Here is a 15,343-nt window from a genome sequence, read left to right on the forward strand (position 1 = left end):
GGTCACAGACGACCGGCAACGGCGTACCCATGCATGGAGGACGTGACGTGGCGAACGACGCCAGCACCGTTTTCGACCTAGTGATCCTCGGAGGCGGTAGCGGTGGTTACGCCGCTGCCCTGCGGGGTGCCCAGCTGGGTCTCGACGTCGCCCTGATCGAGAAGGACAAGCTGGGCGGCACCTGCCTGCACCGCGGCTGCATCCCCACCAAGGCTCTGCTGCACGCCGGCGAGGTCGCCGACCAGGCCCGTGAGGCCGAGCAGTTCGGTGTCAAGGCCTCGCTCGAGGGCATCGACATCGCGGGCGTCCACAAGTACAAGGACGACGTGATCTCGGGCCTGTACAAGGGCCTGCAGGGCCTGGTCGCCTCGCGCAAGGTCACCTACATCACCGGCGAGGGCCGCCTGTCCTCCCCGACCTCGGTGGACGTCAACGGCCAGCGCATCACCGGCCGCCACGTCCTGCTGGCGACTGGCTCCGTGCCGAAGTCGCTGCCGGGTCTGACCATCGACGGCAATCGCGTCATCTCCTCGGACCACGCGCTGGTCCTGGACCGCGTGCCGAAGTCCGCGATCGTGCTGGGCGGCGGCGTCATCGGCGTCGAGTTCGCCTCCGCGTGGAAGTCCTTCGGCGTGGACGTCACCATCGTCGAGGCGCTGCCGCACCTCGTCCCGGTCGAGGACGAGAACAGCTCCAAGCTGCTCGAGCGCGCCTTCCGCAAGCGCGGCATCAACTTCTCCCTCGGCTCCCGCTTCTCCGGTGTCGAGTACACCGAGACGGGCGTGAAGGTCTCGCTGGAGAACGGCAAGACCTTCGAGGCCGAGCTGCTGCTCGTCGCCGTCGGCCGTGGCCCGGTCTCCCAGGGCCTGGGCTACGAGGAGGCCGGGGTCGCGATGGACCGCGGCTACGTCCTCGTCGACGAGTACATGCAGACCAACGTGCCGACCATCTCGGCCGTCGGTGACCTCGTCCCGACCCTCCAGCTCGCGCACGTCGGCTTCGCCGAGGGCATCCTGGTGGCGGAGCGTCTGGCCGGTCTGAACCCCGTGCCGGTCGACTACGACGGCGTGCCGCGCGTCACGTACTGCCACCCCGAGGTCGCGTCGGTGGGCATCACCGAGGCGAAGGCCAAGGAGCTGTACGGTGCCGACAAGGTCGTCGCTCTGAAGTACAACCTCGCGGGCAACGGCAAGAGCAAGATCCTGAAGACCGCGGGCGAGATCAAGCTCGTCCAGGTCAAGGACGGTGCCGTCGTCGGCGTGCACATGGTCGGCGACCGCATGGGTGAGCAGGTCGGCGAAGCCCAGCTGATCTACAACTGGGAGGCGCTGCCCGCGGAGGTCGCGCAGCTCATCCACGCGCACCCGACGCAGAACGAGGCCCTCGGCGAGGCCCACCTGGCCCTGGCCGGCAAGCCCCTGCACTCGCACGACTGAGTCCCGAGCGCACCAACAACCGCACTACTCGTAAGGAGCAACCGCACCATGGCGGTTTCCGTAACCCTGCCGGCGCTCGGCGAGAGCGTGACCGAGGGCACCGTCACCCGATGGCTCAAGGCCGAGGGTGAGCGAGTGGAGGCCGACGAGCCGCTGCTCGAGGTCTCCACCGACAAGGTCGACACCGAGATCCCGGCCCCCGCGTCCGGCATCCTCGCCTCCATCAAGGTGGCCGAGGACGAGACGGTCGAGGTCGGCTCCGAGCTGGCCATCATCGACGACGGCACCGGCGCCCCCGCCGCTGCCCCCGCCCCGGCCGCCGCTGCCGCCGAGGCCCCCGCCGCCGCTCCGGCCCCCGTGGCCGAGGCTCCGGCTCCCGCCCCGGCGCCGGCCCCCGCCGCTGCCGCGGCAGCCACTCCCGCAGGGCCTGGCGCCACCGGCACCGACGTCGTGCTGCCCGCCCTGGGCGAGTCGGTCACCGAGGGCACCGTCACCCGCTGGCTGAAGGAGGTCGGCGAGGAGGTCTCCGAGGACGAGCCCCTCCTCGAGGTTTCCACCGACAAGGTCGACACCGAGATCCCGGCCCCCGCCTCCGGTGTGCTGCTGGAGATCGTGGTCGGCGAGGACGAGGTCGCCGAGGTCGGCGCCAAGCTCGCCGTGATCGGTGCCGCTGGTGCCGCTCCGGCCGCCGCGCCCGCCCCGGCCGCTCCGGCCCCCGCCGCCGCCCCGGCGCCTGCCCCGGCCCCGGCCCCGGCTGCCGCTCCGGCTCCCGCCGCTGCCCCGGTCGCCCCGGCCCCGGCTCCGGCTCCCGCCCCGGCCCCCGCGCCGGTGGCTCCGGCGGCTCCCGCCGCCCCGGTCGCCCCGACCGCTCCCGCGGCCGACGGCGCGTACGTCACCCCGCTGGTGCGCAAGCTCGCCGCCGAGAACAACGTGAACCTGGCGACCGTCCAGGGCACCGGCGTCGGCGGCCGCATCCGCAAGCAGGACGTCGTCGCCGCCGCCGAGGCCGCCAAGGCCGCGGCCGCCGCGCCGGCCCCCGCCGCCGCGAAGGCCGCTCCGGCCGCCGCGAAGGCTCCGGCGCTCGAGGTCTCCCCGCTGCGCGGTCAGACCGTCAAGATGCCGCGCATGCGCAAGGTCATCGCCGACAACATGATGAAGGCGCTGCACGGCCAGGCGCAGCTGACCTCCGTGGTCGAGGTGGACATCACCAAGATCATGAAGATGCGCAACAAGGCCAAGGAAGGCTTCGCCGCCCGCGAGGGCGTCAAGCTGTCCCCGATGCCGTTCTTCGTCAAGGCCGCCGTCCAGGCGCTGAAGGCCCACCCGGTCATCAACGCCCGGATCAACGAGGACGAGGGCACCATCACCTACTTCGACTCCGAGAACGTCGGCATCGCCGTCGACTCGGAGAAGGGCCTGATGACCCCGGTCATCAAGGGTGCGGGCGACCTCAACATCGCGGGCATCTCCAAGAAGACCGCCGAGCTGGCCGGCAAGGTCCGCACCGGCAAGATCAGCCCGGACGAGATGTCCGGCGCGACCTTCACGATCAGCAACACCGGTTCCCGCGGTGCGCTGTTCGACACGGTCATCGTGCCCCCGAACCAGGTCGCCATCCTGGGCATCGGCGCGACCGTCAAGCGCCCGGCGGTCATCGAGACCCCCGAGGGCACGGTCATCGGCGTGCGTGACATGACCTACCTGTCCCTCTCCTACGACCACCGCCTGGTGGACGGTGCCGACGCGGCCCGCTACCTGACGACGGTCAAGGCGATCCTCGAGGCCGCCGAGTTCGAGACCGAGATCGGTCTCTGACCTTCACGACAGGTCCTCAAGGGCACGGCCCCGGTTCTCGTACTCCGTACGAGCCGGGGCCGTGCCCTTTGCCCGTTTCGCGCCCCGCTGTCGTGCTCCGCGATAATGACGTCCGTTCGCCCCCAGGCCGCCGAGGAGCGCCTTCATGTCACCACCCGTCGTCCACTCGCTCCGTGAACAGATCCGCGAGCACATCCTCGAAGGGATCGTCAGCGGCCGCTGGCAGCCGGGCGAGCGGATCGTCGAGCGCCGGATCGCCGCCGAACTGCTGGTGAGCCAGACCCCCGTGCGCGAGGCGCTGCGCGAGCTGGAGTCGCTGCGGCTGATCGAGTCGGCCCCCAACAAGGGCGTACGGGTCCGCGAGCTGACCGCCGCCGACCTCCGCGAGAGCTACCCGGTGCGCGCGGGCCTGGAGATGGTGGCCGCCGAGCTCGCCGGGGACGCCCTGGCCGGGGACACGGCCGCGCTGGACCGGGAGGTCGAGGCGCTGTACGAGGCGGACCGGTCCGGTGACGGCGAGGCCCAGGTGCGGCACACGGTGGCCTTCCACCGCGCGATCGTGCAGGCGGCGGGCAACTCGGTGCTGCTGCACACCTGGGAGTCGCTGGGCATCGAGGTGTGGACGACCCTGTCGATCCGCTGGCTGAGCCCGGCGCCCCGGGCGCACGCGGAGGACCATGCCGAGCTCGTGGCGGCGTTCCGGCGGCGCGATCCGCGCATCGGCGAGCTGATCCGGGCGCACGTCCTGTCGTGCGCCCCGCAGGTCTGAGACGGGTCCGAGACTGGTCCGAGACCCGCCAGGGTTGATCGATCATCGATCAGAGGCGTATCGTCTCCGCGGGAGCCGTACCCGACCGCCCTGTCCTGTGTCGGGAGACGGCCCAGGGGTGACCGACGACGGGACCTCGTACGCCGACCGTGCCCTGGCTGGGCGCACGGAGTCCTGTCGTCCGCCCCATGATGGGGGGCATGCGTGCCGCCCGGTTGATCAAGTTGGTGCTGCTGCTCCAGTCCCGGCCGTCGATGACGGGGGCCGAGCTGGCCGAGCAGCTGGAAGTCTCCGAACGCACCGTCGCGCGCGACGTGCTCGCCCTCTCCGAAGCGGGCGTGCCCGTCTACGCCGACCGCGGCCGCACCGGCGGCTACCGTCTCATCGGCGGTTACCGCACGAGGCTGACCGGCCTGGGCCGTACCGAGGCCGAGGCCCTCTTCCTGTCCGGAGTGCCGTCCGCCCTGCGCGAGATGGGCCTGGCCGACGCCGCCTCCGCCGCCCGGCTCAAGGTCTCGGCGGCCCTGCGCCCCGAGCTCGGCGACGCCCCCGCGAACGCGGCCCAGCGCTTCCACCTCGACGCACCCGGCTGGTGGCAGCCCGCCGACCCGCCCGACCTGCTCCCCGCCGTCGCGGAGGCGGTATGGGAGGACCGGTTCCTCACCGCCCGCTACCGCCGCCGCGACGGCAACGAGGTCGAGCGCGAGCTCGAGCCGTACGGCCTCGTGCTCAAGGCGGGCGTCTGGTACCTGGCCGCCCGGGTGCGGGACGGCCACCGCGTCTACCGGGTGGACCGCTTCACCGCGGTGAGCGCCGGCGAGGAACGGTTCTGCCGCGACGGGGAGTTCGACCTGCCCGCCTTCTGGGACGAGCAGGCCGCGCTCTTCGCCCGCGCCATCCTCCGCGAGCGCGTCACGCTGCGCCTCACCCCGGACGGCGCGCGGCGCCTGCCGCACGTCACCGACCGCAGGGCGGGCCGGGAAGCGGTCGAAGCCGCCGCCGCGCCCGACACCCACGGCCTGATCACCGTCACCCTGCCCGTGGAGTCGCTGGAGGTGGCGTACGAGCAACTGCTGGCGCTGGGGCCGGAGGCGGAGGTGCTGGAGCCGCCGGAGCTGCGGGAGCGCTTCGCGCAGGCGGCGGCCCGCAGCGCCGCGCTCTACCGGTAGTCGTCGGCGGTGGCCTGCTTGCCGCCGTAGAAGACGTCCTCGAAGTAGCCGAAGGAATCGGGCCGCGAACCGTCGACGTCCGTGAAACCGTACGTCTTCGCCAGCTCGCCGCTCGAGACGGACCTGCCGTTCCACCGCGCCCGCTCCGGGTCCGCCGCGAGCGCCGCCAGCGCCCGCCCGACGAAGGCGGGCGACTCGGCGACGGCGAAGTGCGGCTCCTTCGCCGTCGCGTCGCGCCAGTTCTCCTCGGTGACCCCGAAGTGGTCGAGCATCTCCTCCGAGCGCAGGAAGCCCGGGCTGAGGCACACCGCCGTACCGCCGTACTCCTTCAGTTCCCGCGCGAGCCCCCACGCCATCCGCATCGGGCCGAACTTGGCGAGGTCGTAGAGGAGGTTCTCCCGGTAGTGCGCGGTGTTGTACTCCTCGGTCCCGTCCGTGATCTCGACGACCAGGCCGCCGGGCCGCCGGATGAGCAGCGGCAGCGCGCAGTGACTGGTGATCGCGTGCGTGTCGATCGCCAGCCGGAGCATCCTCAGCCCCTTGTCGAGGTCGAGCTCCCACACCTTCTTGCTGAACTCGATCAGGCGCTCACCGCCCCAGACGTCGTTGACCAGTACGTCGAGCCGCCCCTGCTCCCGGTCGATGCGCTCGACGAGCGCCCTGACCTGATCCGGCACCAAGTGGTCGGTGGGCACGGCGATCCCGGTGCCGCCCGCGGCCGTCACCAGTTCGGCGGTTTCCTCGATGGTCTCGGCCCGGCCGACTTCGCTGCGGCGCTCCCGCGTGGTGCGCCCGGTCGCGTAGACGACCGCCCCGGCACGGCCGAGTTCGACCGCCATGGCCCGGCCCGCTCCCCGCGTGGCGCCCGCGACCAGTGCGACCTTGCCCGCCAGTGTTCCCCTGGACATCCACCAGTCCTCTCGTTCCAGTCTTCCGGTCTTCCGGCGCACATGACCCTGGCAGCGAATCCCGACACCTCCTGTCCTGTATTGCGCCTGTATTGCGGCGATAACGACACGGCCGCATCCGGTCCCTTCCACGTGCGGCCCCCCGGGGCAGGACGGATGCTGTAGCCGTGATGGACGAGACGGAGTTCTGGGAACTGATCGACAGCACGCGCGAGGCCGCCGAAGGGGACACCGAGGACCAGGCCGATCTGCTGGTGGAGCGGCTGATGCAGCTCGACCCGGACAGCGTGCAGGATTTCGCCCGGCACTTCGAGGCGCGCTACAACCGGGCGTACCTGTGGGATCTGTGGGGGGCCGCCGCGGTGCTGCTGGACGGCGCCAGCGACGACGTCTTCGACTACTTCCGCTGCTGGCTCATCGGCCAGGGCCGGGAGGTCCTCGAGGGCGCGCTCCACGACGCCGACGCCCTCGCGGAGCTCCTGGAGGACTTCGACGAGGAGGCCGACGGCGACGGCGAGGACCTCGGCTACGCGGCCGACGAGGCGTACGAACAGCTCACCGGCGCCCCGATGCCCGACCTGGGGCTGGAGCCGCAGGCGTCCGAGCCGAAGGGTACTGTCCTCGACCTGGAGGAAGAAGGGGCGCTCGCGGAGCGCTTCCCCCGGCTGTGGGAGCGGTTCAGGGAGTGAGCGGAGTGAGCATGCGCATTGCTGTCAGCGGTTCCACCGGACTCATCGGCACGGCACTCGTCCGCTCGCTGGAGGCGGACGGCCACCAGGTCGTCCGGCTCGTCCGCCGCACGCCGCGGCACGACGGCGAGGTCGAGTGGAGCCCGCACCGCGAGTGGGTGGACGTCCGGGGGCTGACGGGCTGCGAGGCCGTGGTGCACCTGGCCGGCGCGGGCGTGGGCGACCACCGCTGGACCGCCGCGTACAAGCGGGAGATCCGCGACAGCCGCGTCCGGGGCACCGCCACCCTCGCCCGGGCCCTGGCGTCCCTCGACACCCCGCCCCGCGTCCTGGTCAGCGGCAGCGCGATCGGCATCTACGGCGACACCGGTGACCGGGCGGTCGACGAGAGCGCCCCGCCCGGCCGGGGCTTCCTGGCCGACGTGTGCCAGGAGTGGGAGGCGGCGGCCACCCCGGCGGCCGACGCGGGCATCCGCACCGCCTTCGCCCGTACCGGACTGGTCGTCTCCGCCGCCGGCGGCGCCTGGGCCAAGCTCTTCCCGCTGTTCCGGTTCGGCCTGGGCGGACGGATGGGCGACGGCCGCCAGTACTGGAGCTTCATCGCCCTCCGGGACCACGTCGCCGCGCTGCGCCACCTCCTGGTGACGGACCTCGCGGGCCCGGTCAACCTGACCGCTCCCCACCCGGTGACCAACCGCGAGGTCACCGGCGCCATGGGGCGCGTCCTGCACCGCCCCGCGCTGTGCACCGCGCCCGCCCCGGCGCTGAAGCTGGCGCTGGGCGAGATGGCGACCGACGTGCTGGCCAGCCAGCGCGTGCTGCCCCGCCGACTGCTCGGCTCGGGCTTCGACTTCACCTGTCCCGACATCGAGAGCGCCGTACGCGCGGCACTGCCCCCGGGCCGCCACGCCTCAACCTGATGATTGTGCAACCACCGTGCGACCGTGCTCTTCCCGTGCGCGACTGTTATTGACCGGATTTCTCTCTACGGTCGAGGCGAACTCGCGCATCGTCGCAGCCCGTTGGGGGCATCAGGCCCCCGAGCGAGCGGACCGACCTCGGGAGGGCACGTGGCCAGCAGCGCGCAACACGCGGATGTCGTCATTGTGGGAGCCGGACTCTCCGGTCTCTCCGCGGCGCATCAGCTCATCAACGCTGGCGTGACAGTCACGGTTCTGGAGGCCGCCCCGCAGCCGGGCGGCCGTATGACGACGGATCAGGTCGACGGCTTCCGGCTGGACCGCTCCGGCCAGTTGCTCGACACCTCGTTCCCCGATCTCCTCCGCACGCCCGGCCTCGCCGGCCTCACACTGCGTCCGTTCATCCCGGGGGTGCTGGTCCACGCCGACGGCCGCAACCACCGCATCGGCGAAACCCGCGGCGCGAAGCGCGCGTTCACCACGGCCCGGGCCCTGGCCACGGCCGCCCGCGCCTCGCGCACCGCGGGCCTGGACCAGGCACGGCTCGGCACGGCGCTGGCGCGCCTCGCCGCCCTGCCGGTCGAGCGGATGCTCGCCCGGCCCGACCGGCCCACCGCCGCCACCCTCACCACCCGCGGCCTGCCCGCCCGTACGGTCGAGGGCTTCCTGCGCCCCCTCCTCGCCTCCCTGCTGTCGGACCCGGACCTCACCACCTCGAGCCGGTGCGCCGACCTGGTCCTGCGCGGCTTCGCCCGCGGCCGGCTCTGCCTGCCCGCGGGCGGCGCGGGCACGGTTCCGGCGCTGCTGGCGGCGCTGCTGCCGCCGGACACCGTACGGTGCGGCGTGCACGTCACGTCCGCGGGCACCACGTCCGTCGGCACGGCGGAGCACGGCGAGATCCGGTGCCGCTCGGTGGTCGTCGCCACCGGCGCCCGGGCAGCCGCCGGACTGCTGCCCGGGCTGCGGCTGCCGGGCTTCCACCCGGTGACCGTCCTGCACCACACGACGGCCGCCACCCCGGCCCGGGACGCGGCGCTCGTCCTGACCGCGGGGCGGGGCGGCCCGGTCGCGCACACCACCGTCGCCAGCGAGGTGGACCCCGAACGGGCGCCCGCCGGGCGGCCGTTGATCACCTCCACGGTCCTCGGCGCGGCGGCGGGCGCACCGATCGCCGCCCTCGACCGCGCGGCCCGGCAGCAGCTCGCCCGCATCCACGACGTGCCGCCGGGCGACTTCGAACTCCTCGCCGCGCACCACGACCCCGATGCCGTCCCGGCCATGCCGGCGCCGCACGACGTACGGCGCCCGGTGCGGCTGCTGTCGGGGCTGTACGTGTGCGGCGACCACCGGGACACCAGCACGGTGCAGGGAGCCCTGTTCTCCGGCCGCCGGGCGGCGTACGCCCTGCTGCGCGACCTCGGCATCCGGCCGGGCTACGGCACACCCGCCCTGCGCGCGGCCTGACGGGCGGGGGCGCCCCCGCGCGAGACGCCCCCGCCTGGCGCGGGAGCCTTGCTCCCCCGGCCGACTACAGTTCCGCGCCCCCGGCCAACCGGGCGGGACGCCCCCGCGCAGTGCAGGGAACCCTGCTCCCCGGCCGCCGGGCGGCGCACGCACTGCCACGCAACCCCGGCCCCCGGCCGGGCTACGGCACACCCGCCCTCCGCGCGGCCTGACGGACCGGGACGCCCCACGCGGGGCGCCCCTGCCCCCGGCCGGCTACGGCACCGCGCCACCCGACCAACCCGGCGGGACGCCCCCCGTACGCGGGCGCCCCCGCCCGCGCTACAGGGACGCGGCCTTCTCCCGGTACGCCCGCACCGGCGCCGCGTCCCGGTACGGCTCGAGCCGCCGCTCGAAGTCCCGTACGTACTCCACCGCACGGACCGACCGCATCTCGACCGCCGCCTGCGCCGCCTCCAGGCCCAGCCCGCAGGCGGCCTCCAGCTCGCCGAGCCCCAGCCGGGCACAGGCCAGCACGACCCGGCAGAACAGCCGGCTGCGCGCGTACGCCGCGTTCCTCAGCTGCAGAGACCGTTCGGCATGCTGGGCGGCCGCCCGCCACTGCTGGAGATCGCGGTGGCAGTGCCCGAACTCGTCGGCCAGCTGCGCCTCGTCGAAGAAGCGGATCCAGTACGGCACCTCGTCCCCCGGCCGCGCGGACTCCAGCGCCCGCTCGGCCCGGGCGAGCGACGCGGAGCACGCCCGCACCTCGCCGAGGACGCCGTGCCCGCGCGCCTCCGCCGCGTGCAGCAGCGACTGCACCACCGGCGGGGCACTCGACCCGACCCCCTGCTGGGCGACGCGCGCGAGCTGCACCGCCTCCCGCCCGTGCCCGAGGTACACGGCCTGCCGGCTCATGGTCACCAGCACATAGCTGCCGTACGCCCGGTCCCCGGCCGCCTGGGCGAGCCGCAGCGCCTGCACGTAGTACCGCTGCGCGAGCCCGTGGGCGGCGATGTCGTAGGACGTCCACCCGGCCAGCCGCGTCAGGTCCGCGGCGGCGCCGAACAGCCGCCGCCCCGTGGCCTCCCCGTACGTGCCGCGGAGCATCGGCTCGGCCTCGTGCTCGAGATAGCGCACCAGCGCCTGCCGGGCGTGCCCGCCGCCGTAGGCGTGGTCGAGCGTGCGGAAGAGCTCGCCCACGGAGCGCAGAGCCGCGATGTCCCCCATCGAGACCCTCCCTCCGGGCGCCCGCTCCGCCCGCTGCCGCGGCACACCGCCCCGCGGCACGGGGCGTACGCCCTCCGCGCCGGGCACGGGTGGTGCGCCCGGCACGGGCCCGGCGCTGCGCGCCACCCGGTCGTCGGCGCGCCCGATCAGCCAGTCGCGGCTCGGCACCACCAGCCCGGCCGGAGTGAACGCGATCTTCCGCAGCTCGGTGTGGCTGCCGGAGTCCTTGCGCCACAGGCCGCTGACGATGTCAATGGCCTCCGCCGGCGAGGCGGCGAATTCCAGCCCCGCGTACACGGGTGCGCACGCGTCCAGGCCGAGATCCTGCGCCGACAGCCGCCGCCCGAGCCGCCGGGTGAAGACCTCCGCGATCAGCGCCGGCGTGGTGCCGCGGGGCTGCTGCCCGCGCAGCCACCGGGTGACCGATGTTTTGTCGTAGCGCAGGTCGAGGCCGTGTTCGAGGCCTAATTGATCGACGCGACGTGCGAGCCCCGCGTTGGAGAAGCCGGCCTCCGCGATGAGCGCGGCGAGCTGGCGGTTGGGAATGCGCTGTGGGGGTCGTTCCGTCATCAACCTGCCCGGTCTCCCTGATCGCCATTCTGGAACGGCGTGAATGTAGCGGTATCCATCGCCCCGAACGCCGCCTTCGCCCCGCATTCATCCGATCGTGTGAGGACAGATCAAAGACAGATCAAATAGGCACGGAAACGAGCCACGTGCGACCCCCCATCCGATCTTGCGTGGCCCTCACCCACAACCACCGGAACGCGCCGCCGTACAGTGGCAGGGTTCGAGAAGGTTCGAAGAGGAGCTGCCGTGAGTGAGCTGCGCTTTGCCCACCTGGGCTTCGGGGCGGACGCCGTCGAGTACCAGGAGGCCTGGCAGGAGCAGCGGAGAGTCCACTCCGCCCGGTTCGCGGACGAGATCCCGGACACGTGCCTCCTGGTGGAGCACCCGGCGGTCTACACCGCGGGGCGGCGCACCGAGGACAGCGAGCGCCCCTTGGACGGCACCCCCGTCATCGACGTGGACCGCGGCGGCAAGATCACCTGGCATGGCCCGGGCCAGCTCGTCGGCTACCCGATCCTCAAGCTGCCGCGCCCGGTGGACGTCATCGCGCATGTGCGCCGCCTCGAGGAGGCCCTGATCCGGGCCTGCGCGGAACTCGGCCTGGAGACCACTCGCGTCGAGGGCCGCAGCGGTGTATGGGTCCTGGGCGACCCGCTCGAACAGCGCGCCGCCCTCGGCGGCCTGAGCCTGGACTTCGACCCGCGCCTGACGGACGAGGAGTTCGACCCCCGGCTCAACGGCCCGGAGTACGCGCCCTCCAACGCCGGCCAGCGCCGCGAGGACCGCAAGCTCGCCGCGATCGGCATCCGGATCGCCAAGGGCGTGACCATGCACGGCTTCGCCCTGAACTGCGACCCGGACAACACCTGGTTCGACCGCATCGTCCCCTGCGGCATCCGCGACGCGGGCGTGACCTCGCTCTCGAACGAGCTGGGCCGCGACGTGCCGGTCGCCGAGGTGATCCCCGTGGTCGAGAAGCACCTCCGCGAGGTCCTGGAGTCGTCGGAGCCCCTGCCCCGCGCCGTCTAGGGAAGCCGTCCAGGCCGTCCAGGGAATACGCCCCCGCCCCCGGGGGTTTCCCGGGCGAAAGAACACACGAACGAACGGGCGTACCCTGGTGTCCGCCGAAGAATCGAAGCCAAAGGGAGCCGGAGTGTCCGCAGTCGCACCCGACGGACGCAAGATGCTGCGCCTGGAGGTCCGCAACGCCCAGACCCCCATCGAGCGCAAGCCCGAGTGGATCAAGACCCGGGCCAAGATGGGCCCCGAGTACACCGAGCTCCAGGGTCTGGTGAAGCGCGAGGGCCTGCACACGGTGTGCCAGGAGGCGGGCTGCCCCAACATCTACGAGTGCTGGGAGGACCGCGAGGCGACGTTCCTCATCGGCGGCGACCAGTGCACCCGGCGCTGTGACTTCTGCCAGATCGACACCGGCAAGCCGCAGGCCCTCGACCGCGACGAGCCGCGCCGCGTGGCCGAGTCCGTCCAGTCCATGGACCTGAAGTACGCGACGATCACCGGTGTGGCCCGCGACGACCTCGAGGACGGCGGCGCCTGGCTCTACGCCGAGACCGTGCGCCAGATCCACTCCCTGATGCCGGACACCGGCGTCGAGCTGCTGATCCCGGACTTCAACGCCAAGCCGGACCAGCTGGCCGAGGTCTTCTCCTCCCGCCCCGAGGTGCTCGCGCACAACGTCGAGACGGTCCCCCGGATCTTCAAGCGCATCCGCCCCGGCTTCCGCTACGAGCGCTCCCTCGAGGTCATCACCAAGGCCCGCGAGGCCGGCCTCGTCACCAAGTCCAACCTGATCCTGGGCATGGGCGAGGAGCGCGAGGAGGTCAGCCAGGCGCTGCAGGACCTGTACGACGCGGGCTGCGAGCTGATCACCATCACCCAGTACCTGCGCCCCTCCCCGCGGCACCACCCCGTCTCGCGCTGGGTCAAGCCGCACGAGTTCGTGGAGCTCAAGGAGGAGGCCGACGAGATCGGCTACGCCGGCGTCATGTCCGGCCCCCTGGTCCGCTCCTCGTACCGCGCCGGCCGCCTCTACCAGCAGGCGATCGAGCGCCGCGAGCAGACCGCGGCCTGACCTCCCCCTCCCTCTTCGCACCTGCGGCGTATGCGGCCCGTATCCACGGATACGGGCCGCATCAACGTTTCAATAGCGTTTGACTCACCGGTCATGCGTTGGTAACACCACTCAGTGACGATGGACGTACGCACCGCAGTACGCGCAGTACGCAGCGCTCCCCCACCTCTCACCACTTCCGCTCTCGAGGGGACACCGACATGCAGGCCGCGCCGCCCGCCGACGTCACCACGGCGACAGCCACCCGCGCTCCTTCCGTTCTGCCGTCCACGCTCTTCGTCAGGCCGCCCTCCGTCACCGGCGCGCTGCGCGCCATCGAGCGGCTGCTGATGCGCCGGGGCCAGCGCACGGCCCGCCGCAACGCCTGGACCGCCGTGCTCGAGGACCGCCGCCGGGCCAAGGACCGGCGCGAGGCGCAGCACCTGCTGGAGGCCGCGGCGGCCCCGGGCCCGCAGGCCACGTAAACTTCGCCATATGGCGAGGAAGGAAACATCCGAGAACCCCGGGCGACTGAAGCAGATCGCCCTGACCTACAGGATGACCAAGAAGGTCGATCCGAAGGTCGGTCTTGTCGTCGCGGCTGTGGGCATCGTCACCTTCGGTGCGCTCCTCGCTATCGGCTTCTGGATCGACCACCCGATCTACCTGGGAATCCTGGGCTTCCTGCTGGCCTTCCTCGCGATGGCGATCGTTTTCGGCCGCCGGGCCGAGCGCGCCGCCTTCGGGCAGATGGAGGGCCAGCCGGGTGCCGCTGCCGCGGTGCTGGACAACATCGGCCGTGGCTGGACGACGACGCCGGCGGTGGCGATGAACCGCAGCCAGGACGTCGTGCACCGGGCCGTGGGCAAGGCCGGCATCGTGCTGGTCGCCGAGGGCAACCCGAACCGGGTCAAGAGCCTGCTGGCGGCCGAGAAGAAGCGCATGGCACGCATCGTGGTGGACGTGCCGGTCCACGATGTCATCGTGGGCGACGGCGAGGGCCAGGTGCCGCTCAAGAAGCTGCGCACCACCCTGCTCAAGCTGCCGCGGGTGCTGCCGGGCGCACAGGTGACGGTCGTCAACGACCGGCTGCGGGCGATGGGCGACCTGATGAGCAACATGCCGATCCCGAAGGGTCCGATGCCCGGCAAGGGCATGCGGATGCCGAAGGGCCGCTGAGACGGAGACGGAAAAGGGCGGGACGGGATCGTGCGATCCCGTCCCGCCCTTTTCCGTCTCTGCCTACATCCGCACCTGCACGGCCCGCGAGAACCGGTCGTGCAGCCCACGTGTGTCGCGGTCCCAGATCACCGCGGGGATGACGACCACCAGCAGCACGCTGCGCAGCACCACCCACGGCAGGGTCAGCCGCCCGCCGTTCACACTCACGACCCGCAGACCGAGCAGCCGCTTGCCCGGCGTGCAGCCGACCGTCCCCACGGTGAGCACGCTGAGCACCAGGAAGATCAACAAAGCCCAGTTACTGGCATGTTGCGGATTGCCGTGGGCGAAGAGCCCCCAGCTGATGAGCACGCACAGCGCCCAGTCGATGAAGAGGGCCCCGACGCGCCGTCCGAGCGGGGCGACCGAGCCCGGCCCGCTCTCCGGCAGCCCGAGGCCTTCGCCGCGGTAGCCGAAGTCGACGCCCATCTGCTCAGCGGCCGCGCGGGGGCCGGAGAGCCACGAGCCGATTGCTTGCCTTTTGTCCACCCGACCACGGTACTGCGACCGCATACGGCCACCACGTCCCGGGTCCGGCGACGGCCTGTCCTGATCATGTTTTAACCGCGCCCCGGTTAACCTCGGCGAAACAAATGGGTCACGGCCGGGAAATCCGGTCTCTCTAGGGTCGGCCCAGCACCACCGAAGCAACTCCCGGCCACCGTCGGCCGGGCCTAGGAGGGTTGGATGTTCCAGAACGCCGATGACGCCAAGAAGTTCATCGCGGACGAGGACGTCAAGTTCGTCGATGTCCGCTTCTGCGACCTGCCGGGTGTGATGCAGCACTTCACGGTTCCGGCCGCGGCGTTCGACCCGACCGAGGAGCTGGCCTTCGACGGTTCGTCGATCCGTGGTTTCCAGGCCATCCACGAGTCCGACATGGCGCTGCGCGCGGACCTGTCCACCGCCCGCGTGGACCCCTTCCGCCGTGACAAGACCCTGAACATCAACTTCTTCATCCATGACCCGATCACTGGTGAGCAGTACAGCCGTGATCCGCGGAATGTGGCGAAGAAGGCCGAGGCCTACCTGGCCTCCACCGGTATCGCCGATACCGCCTACTTCGGCCCGGAGGCGGAGTTCTACGTCTTCGACAGCGTCC

The 15,343-nt window shown here is 72.2% G+C and carries 15 protein-coding genes; 12 read left to right on the forward strand and 3 right to left on the reverse strand.

Annotation, left to right across the window (positions count from 1 at the left end; genetic code table 11):
• Nucleotides 1-47 precede the first annotated feature (47 nt).
• The 4 genes from lpdA (at nucleotide 48) to ACV530_RS34870 (ending at nucleotide 5,189) form a co-directional block, all read left to right on the forward strand.
• Nucleotides 48-1,436: a dihydrolipoyl dehydrogenase gene (lpdA, locus tag ACV530_RS34855; protein ID WP_494336727.1), complete on the forward strand. Its 1,389-nt coding sequence runs from the start codon at nucleotides 48-50 to the stop codon at nucleotides 1,434-1,436.
• A gap of 48 nt (nucleotides 1,437-1,484) precedes the next feature.
• A complete protein-coding gene (sucB, locus tag ACV530_RS34860) occupies nucleotides 1,485-3,251 on the forward strand; it encodes a 2-oxoglutarate dehydrogenase, E2 component, dihydrolipoamide succinyltransferase (RefSeq protein WP_494336728.1) in 1,767 nt (588 codons plus the stop codon).
• A 145-nt stretch (nucleotides 3,252-3,396) separates the two neighbouring features.
• Nucleotides 3,397-4,020 (forward strand): GntR family transcriptional regulator, encoded by a 624-nt coding sequence (locus tag ACV530_RS34865; RefSeq protein WP_494336729.1) that lies wholly within the window; start codon nucleotides 3,397-3,399, stop codon nucleotides 4,018-4,020.
• Between the two features lie 200 nt (nucleotides 4,021-4,220).
• On the forward strand, nucleotides 4,221-5,189 hold the full coding sequence (locus tag ACV530_RS34870) for a helix-turn-helix transcriptional regulator (protein ID WP_494336730.1): 969 nt from the start codon (nucleotides 4,221-4,223) through the stop codon (nucleotides 5,187-5,189).
• Here ACV530_RS34870 and ACV530_RS34875 read toward each other — a convergent pair.
• Nucleotides 5,180-6,097: an SDR family oxidoreductase gene (locus ACV530_RS34875; protein ID WP_494336731.1), complete on the reverse strand. Its 918-nt coding sequence runs from the start codon at nucleotides 6,095-6,097 to the stop codon at nucleotides 5,180-5,182. The two genes, ACV530_RS34870 and ACV530_RS34875, sit on opposite strands and share 10 nt — an antisense overlap.
• A gap of 170 nt (nucleotides 6,098-6,267) precedes the next feature.
• Between ACV530_RS34875 and ACV530_RS34880 the strand changes: the two genes are divergently transcribed.
• From ACV530_RS34880 to ACV530_RS34890, 3 genes are all read left to right on the forward strand, one after another.
• Entirely contained in the window at nucleotides 6,268-6,786 is a 519-nt protein-coding gene (locus tag ACV530_RS34880) for a DUF4240 domain-containing protein (protein WP_494336741.1), read from the forward strand.
• 11 nt (nucleotides 6,787-6,797) lie between these two features.
• On the forward strand, nucleotides 6,798-7,706 hold the full coding sequence (locus ACV530_RS34885; RefSeq protein ID WP_494336732.1) for a TIGR01777 family oxidoreductase: 909 nt from the start codon (nucleotides 6,798-6,800) through the stop codon (nucleotides 7,704-7,706).
• 150 nt (nucleotides 7,707-7,856) lie between these two features.
• Complete coding sequence (locus ACV530_RS34890) at nucleotides 7,857-9,170, forward strand: NAD(P)/FAD-dependent oxidoreductase (RefSeq protein WP_494336733.1); 1,314 nt, start codon at nucleotides 7,857-7,859, stop codon at nucleotides 9,168-9,170.
• Between the two features lie 321 nt (nucleotides 9,171-9,491).
• On the opposite strand, the gene ACV530_RS34895 is transcribed toward ACV530_RS34890, so the two are convergent.
• Nucleotides 9,492-10,949, reverse strand: a complete 1,458-nt coding sequence (locus ACV530_RS34895) for an NsdA family TPR-like regulatory protein (RefSeq protein ID WP_494336734.1) — start codon at nucleotides 10,947-10,949, stop codon at nucleotides 9,492-9,494.
• 246 nt (nucleotides 10,950-11,195) lie between these two features.
• Between ACV530_RS34895 and lipB the strand changes: the two genes are divergently transcribed.
• The 4 genes from lipB to ACV530_RS34915 all read left to right on the forward strand — a co-directional run bounded on the left by lipB (nucleotide 11,196) and on the right by ACV530_RS34915 (nucleotide 14,199).
• A complete protein-coding gene (gene lipB, locus ACV530_RS34900) occupies nucleotides 11,196-11,978 on the forward strand; it encodes a lipoyl(octanoyl) transferase LipB (RefSeq protein ID WP_494336735.1) in 783 nt (260 codons plus the stop codon).
• Nucleotides 11,979-12,102: 124 nt separating this feature from the next.
• Nucleotides 12,103-13,041, forward strand: coding sequence for a lipoyl synthase (gene lipA, locus ACV530_RS34905; protein WP_494336736.1), 939 nt, complete (start codon nucleotides 12,103-12,105; stop codon nucleotides 13,039-13,041).
• A gap of 200 nt (nucleotides 13,042-13,241) precedes the next feature.
• On the forward strand, nucleotides 13,242-13,505 hold the full coding sequence (locus ACV530_RS34910) for an SCO2195 family GlnR-regulated protein (RefSeq protein WP_494336737.1): 264 nt from the start codon (nucleotides 13,242-13,244) through the stop codon (nucleotides 13,503-13,505).
• A gap of 10 nt (nucleotides 13,506-13,515) precedes the next feature.
• Nucleotides 13,516-14,199, forward strand: a complete 684-nt coding sequence (locus tag ACV530_RS34915) for a DUF4191 domain-containing protein (protein WP_494336738.1) — start codon at nucleotides 13,516-13,518, stop codon at nucleotides 14,197-14,199.
• Between the two features lie 63 nt (nucleotides 14,200-14,262).
• Here ACV530_RS34915 and ACV530_RS34920 read toward each other — a convergent pair whose 3' ends face one another.
• On the reverse strand, nucleotides 14,263-14,730 hold the full coding sequence (locus ACV530_RS34920; protein ID WP_494336739.1) for an RDD family protein: 468 nt from the start codon (nucleotides 14,728-14,730) through the stop codon (nucleotides 14,263-14,265).
• 198 nt (nucleotides 14,731-14,928) lie between these two features.
• Between ACV530_RS34920 and ACV530_RS34925 the strand changes: the two genes are divergently transcribed.
• The coding region (locus ACV530_RS34925; protein ID WP_494336740.1) for a glutamine synthetase beta-grasp domain-containing protein at nucleotides 14,929-15,343 on the forward strand (415 nt) is incomplete at its 3' end.

Source organism: Streptomyces sp. SX-6 (genome assembly GCF_059089585.1).

Bases quoted from the DNA above. Each gene is read 5' to 3' on its own strand.
- ACV530_RS34910 (WP_494336737.1), top strand. From the start codon at position 13,242: ATGCAGGCCGCGCCGCCCGCCGACGTCACCACGGCGACAGCCACCCGC.
- sucB (WP_494336728.1), top strand. From the start codon at position 1,485: ATGGCGGTTTCCGTAACCCTGCCGGCGCTCGGCGAGAGCGTGACCGAG.
- ACV530_RS34880 (WP_494336741.1), top strand. From the start codon at position 6,268: ATGGACGAGACGGAGTTCTGGGAACTGATCGACAGCACGCGCGAGGCC.
- ACV530_RS34865 (WP_494336729.1), top strand. From the start codon at position 3,397: ATGTCACCACCCGTCGTCCACTCGCTCCGTGAACAGATCCGCGAGCAC.
- ACV530_RS34885 (WP_494336732.1), top strand. From the start codon at position 6,798: ATGCGCATTGCTGTCAGCGGTTCCACCGGACTCATCGGCACGGCACTC.
- ACV530_RS34875 (WP_494336731.1), bottom strand. From the start codon at position 6,097: ATGTCCAGGGGAACACTGGCGGGCAAGGTCGCACTGGTCGCGGGCGCC.
- ACV530_RS34870 (WP_494336730.1), top strand. From the start codon at position 4,221: ATGCGTGCCGCCCGGTTGATCAAGTTGGTGCTGCTGCTCCAGTCCCGG.
- ACV530_RS34915 (WP_494336738.1), top strand. From the start codon at position 13,516: ATGGCGAGGAAGGAAACATCCGAGAACCCCGGGCGACTGAAGCAGATC.
- ACV530_RS34895 (WP_494336734.1), bottom strand. From the start codon at position 10,949: ATGACGGAACGACCCCCACAGCGCATTCCCAACCGCCAGCTCGCCGCG.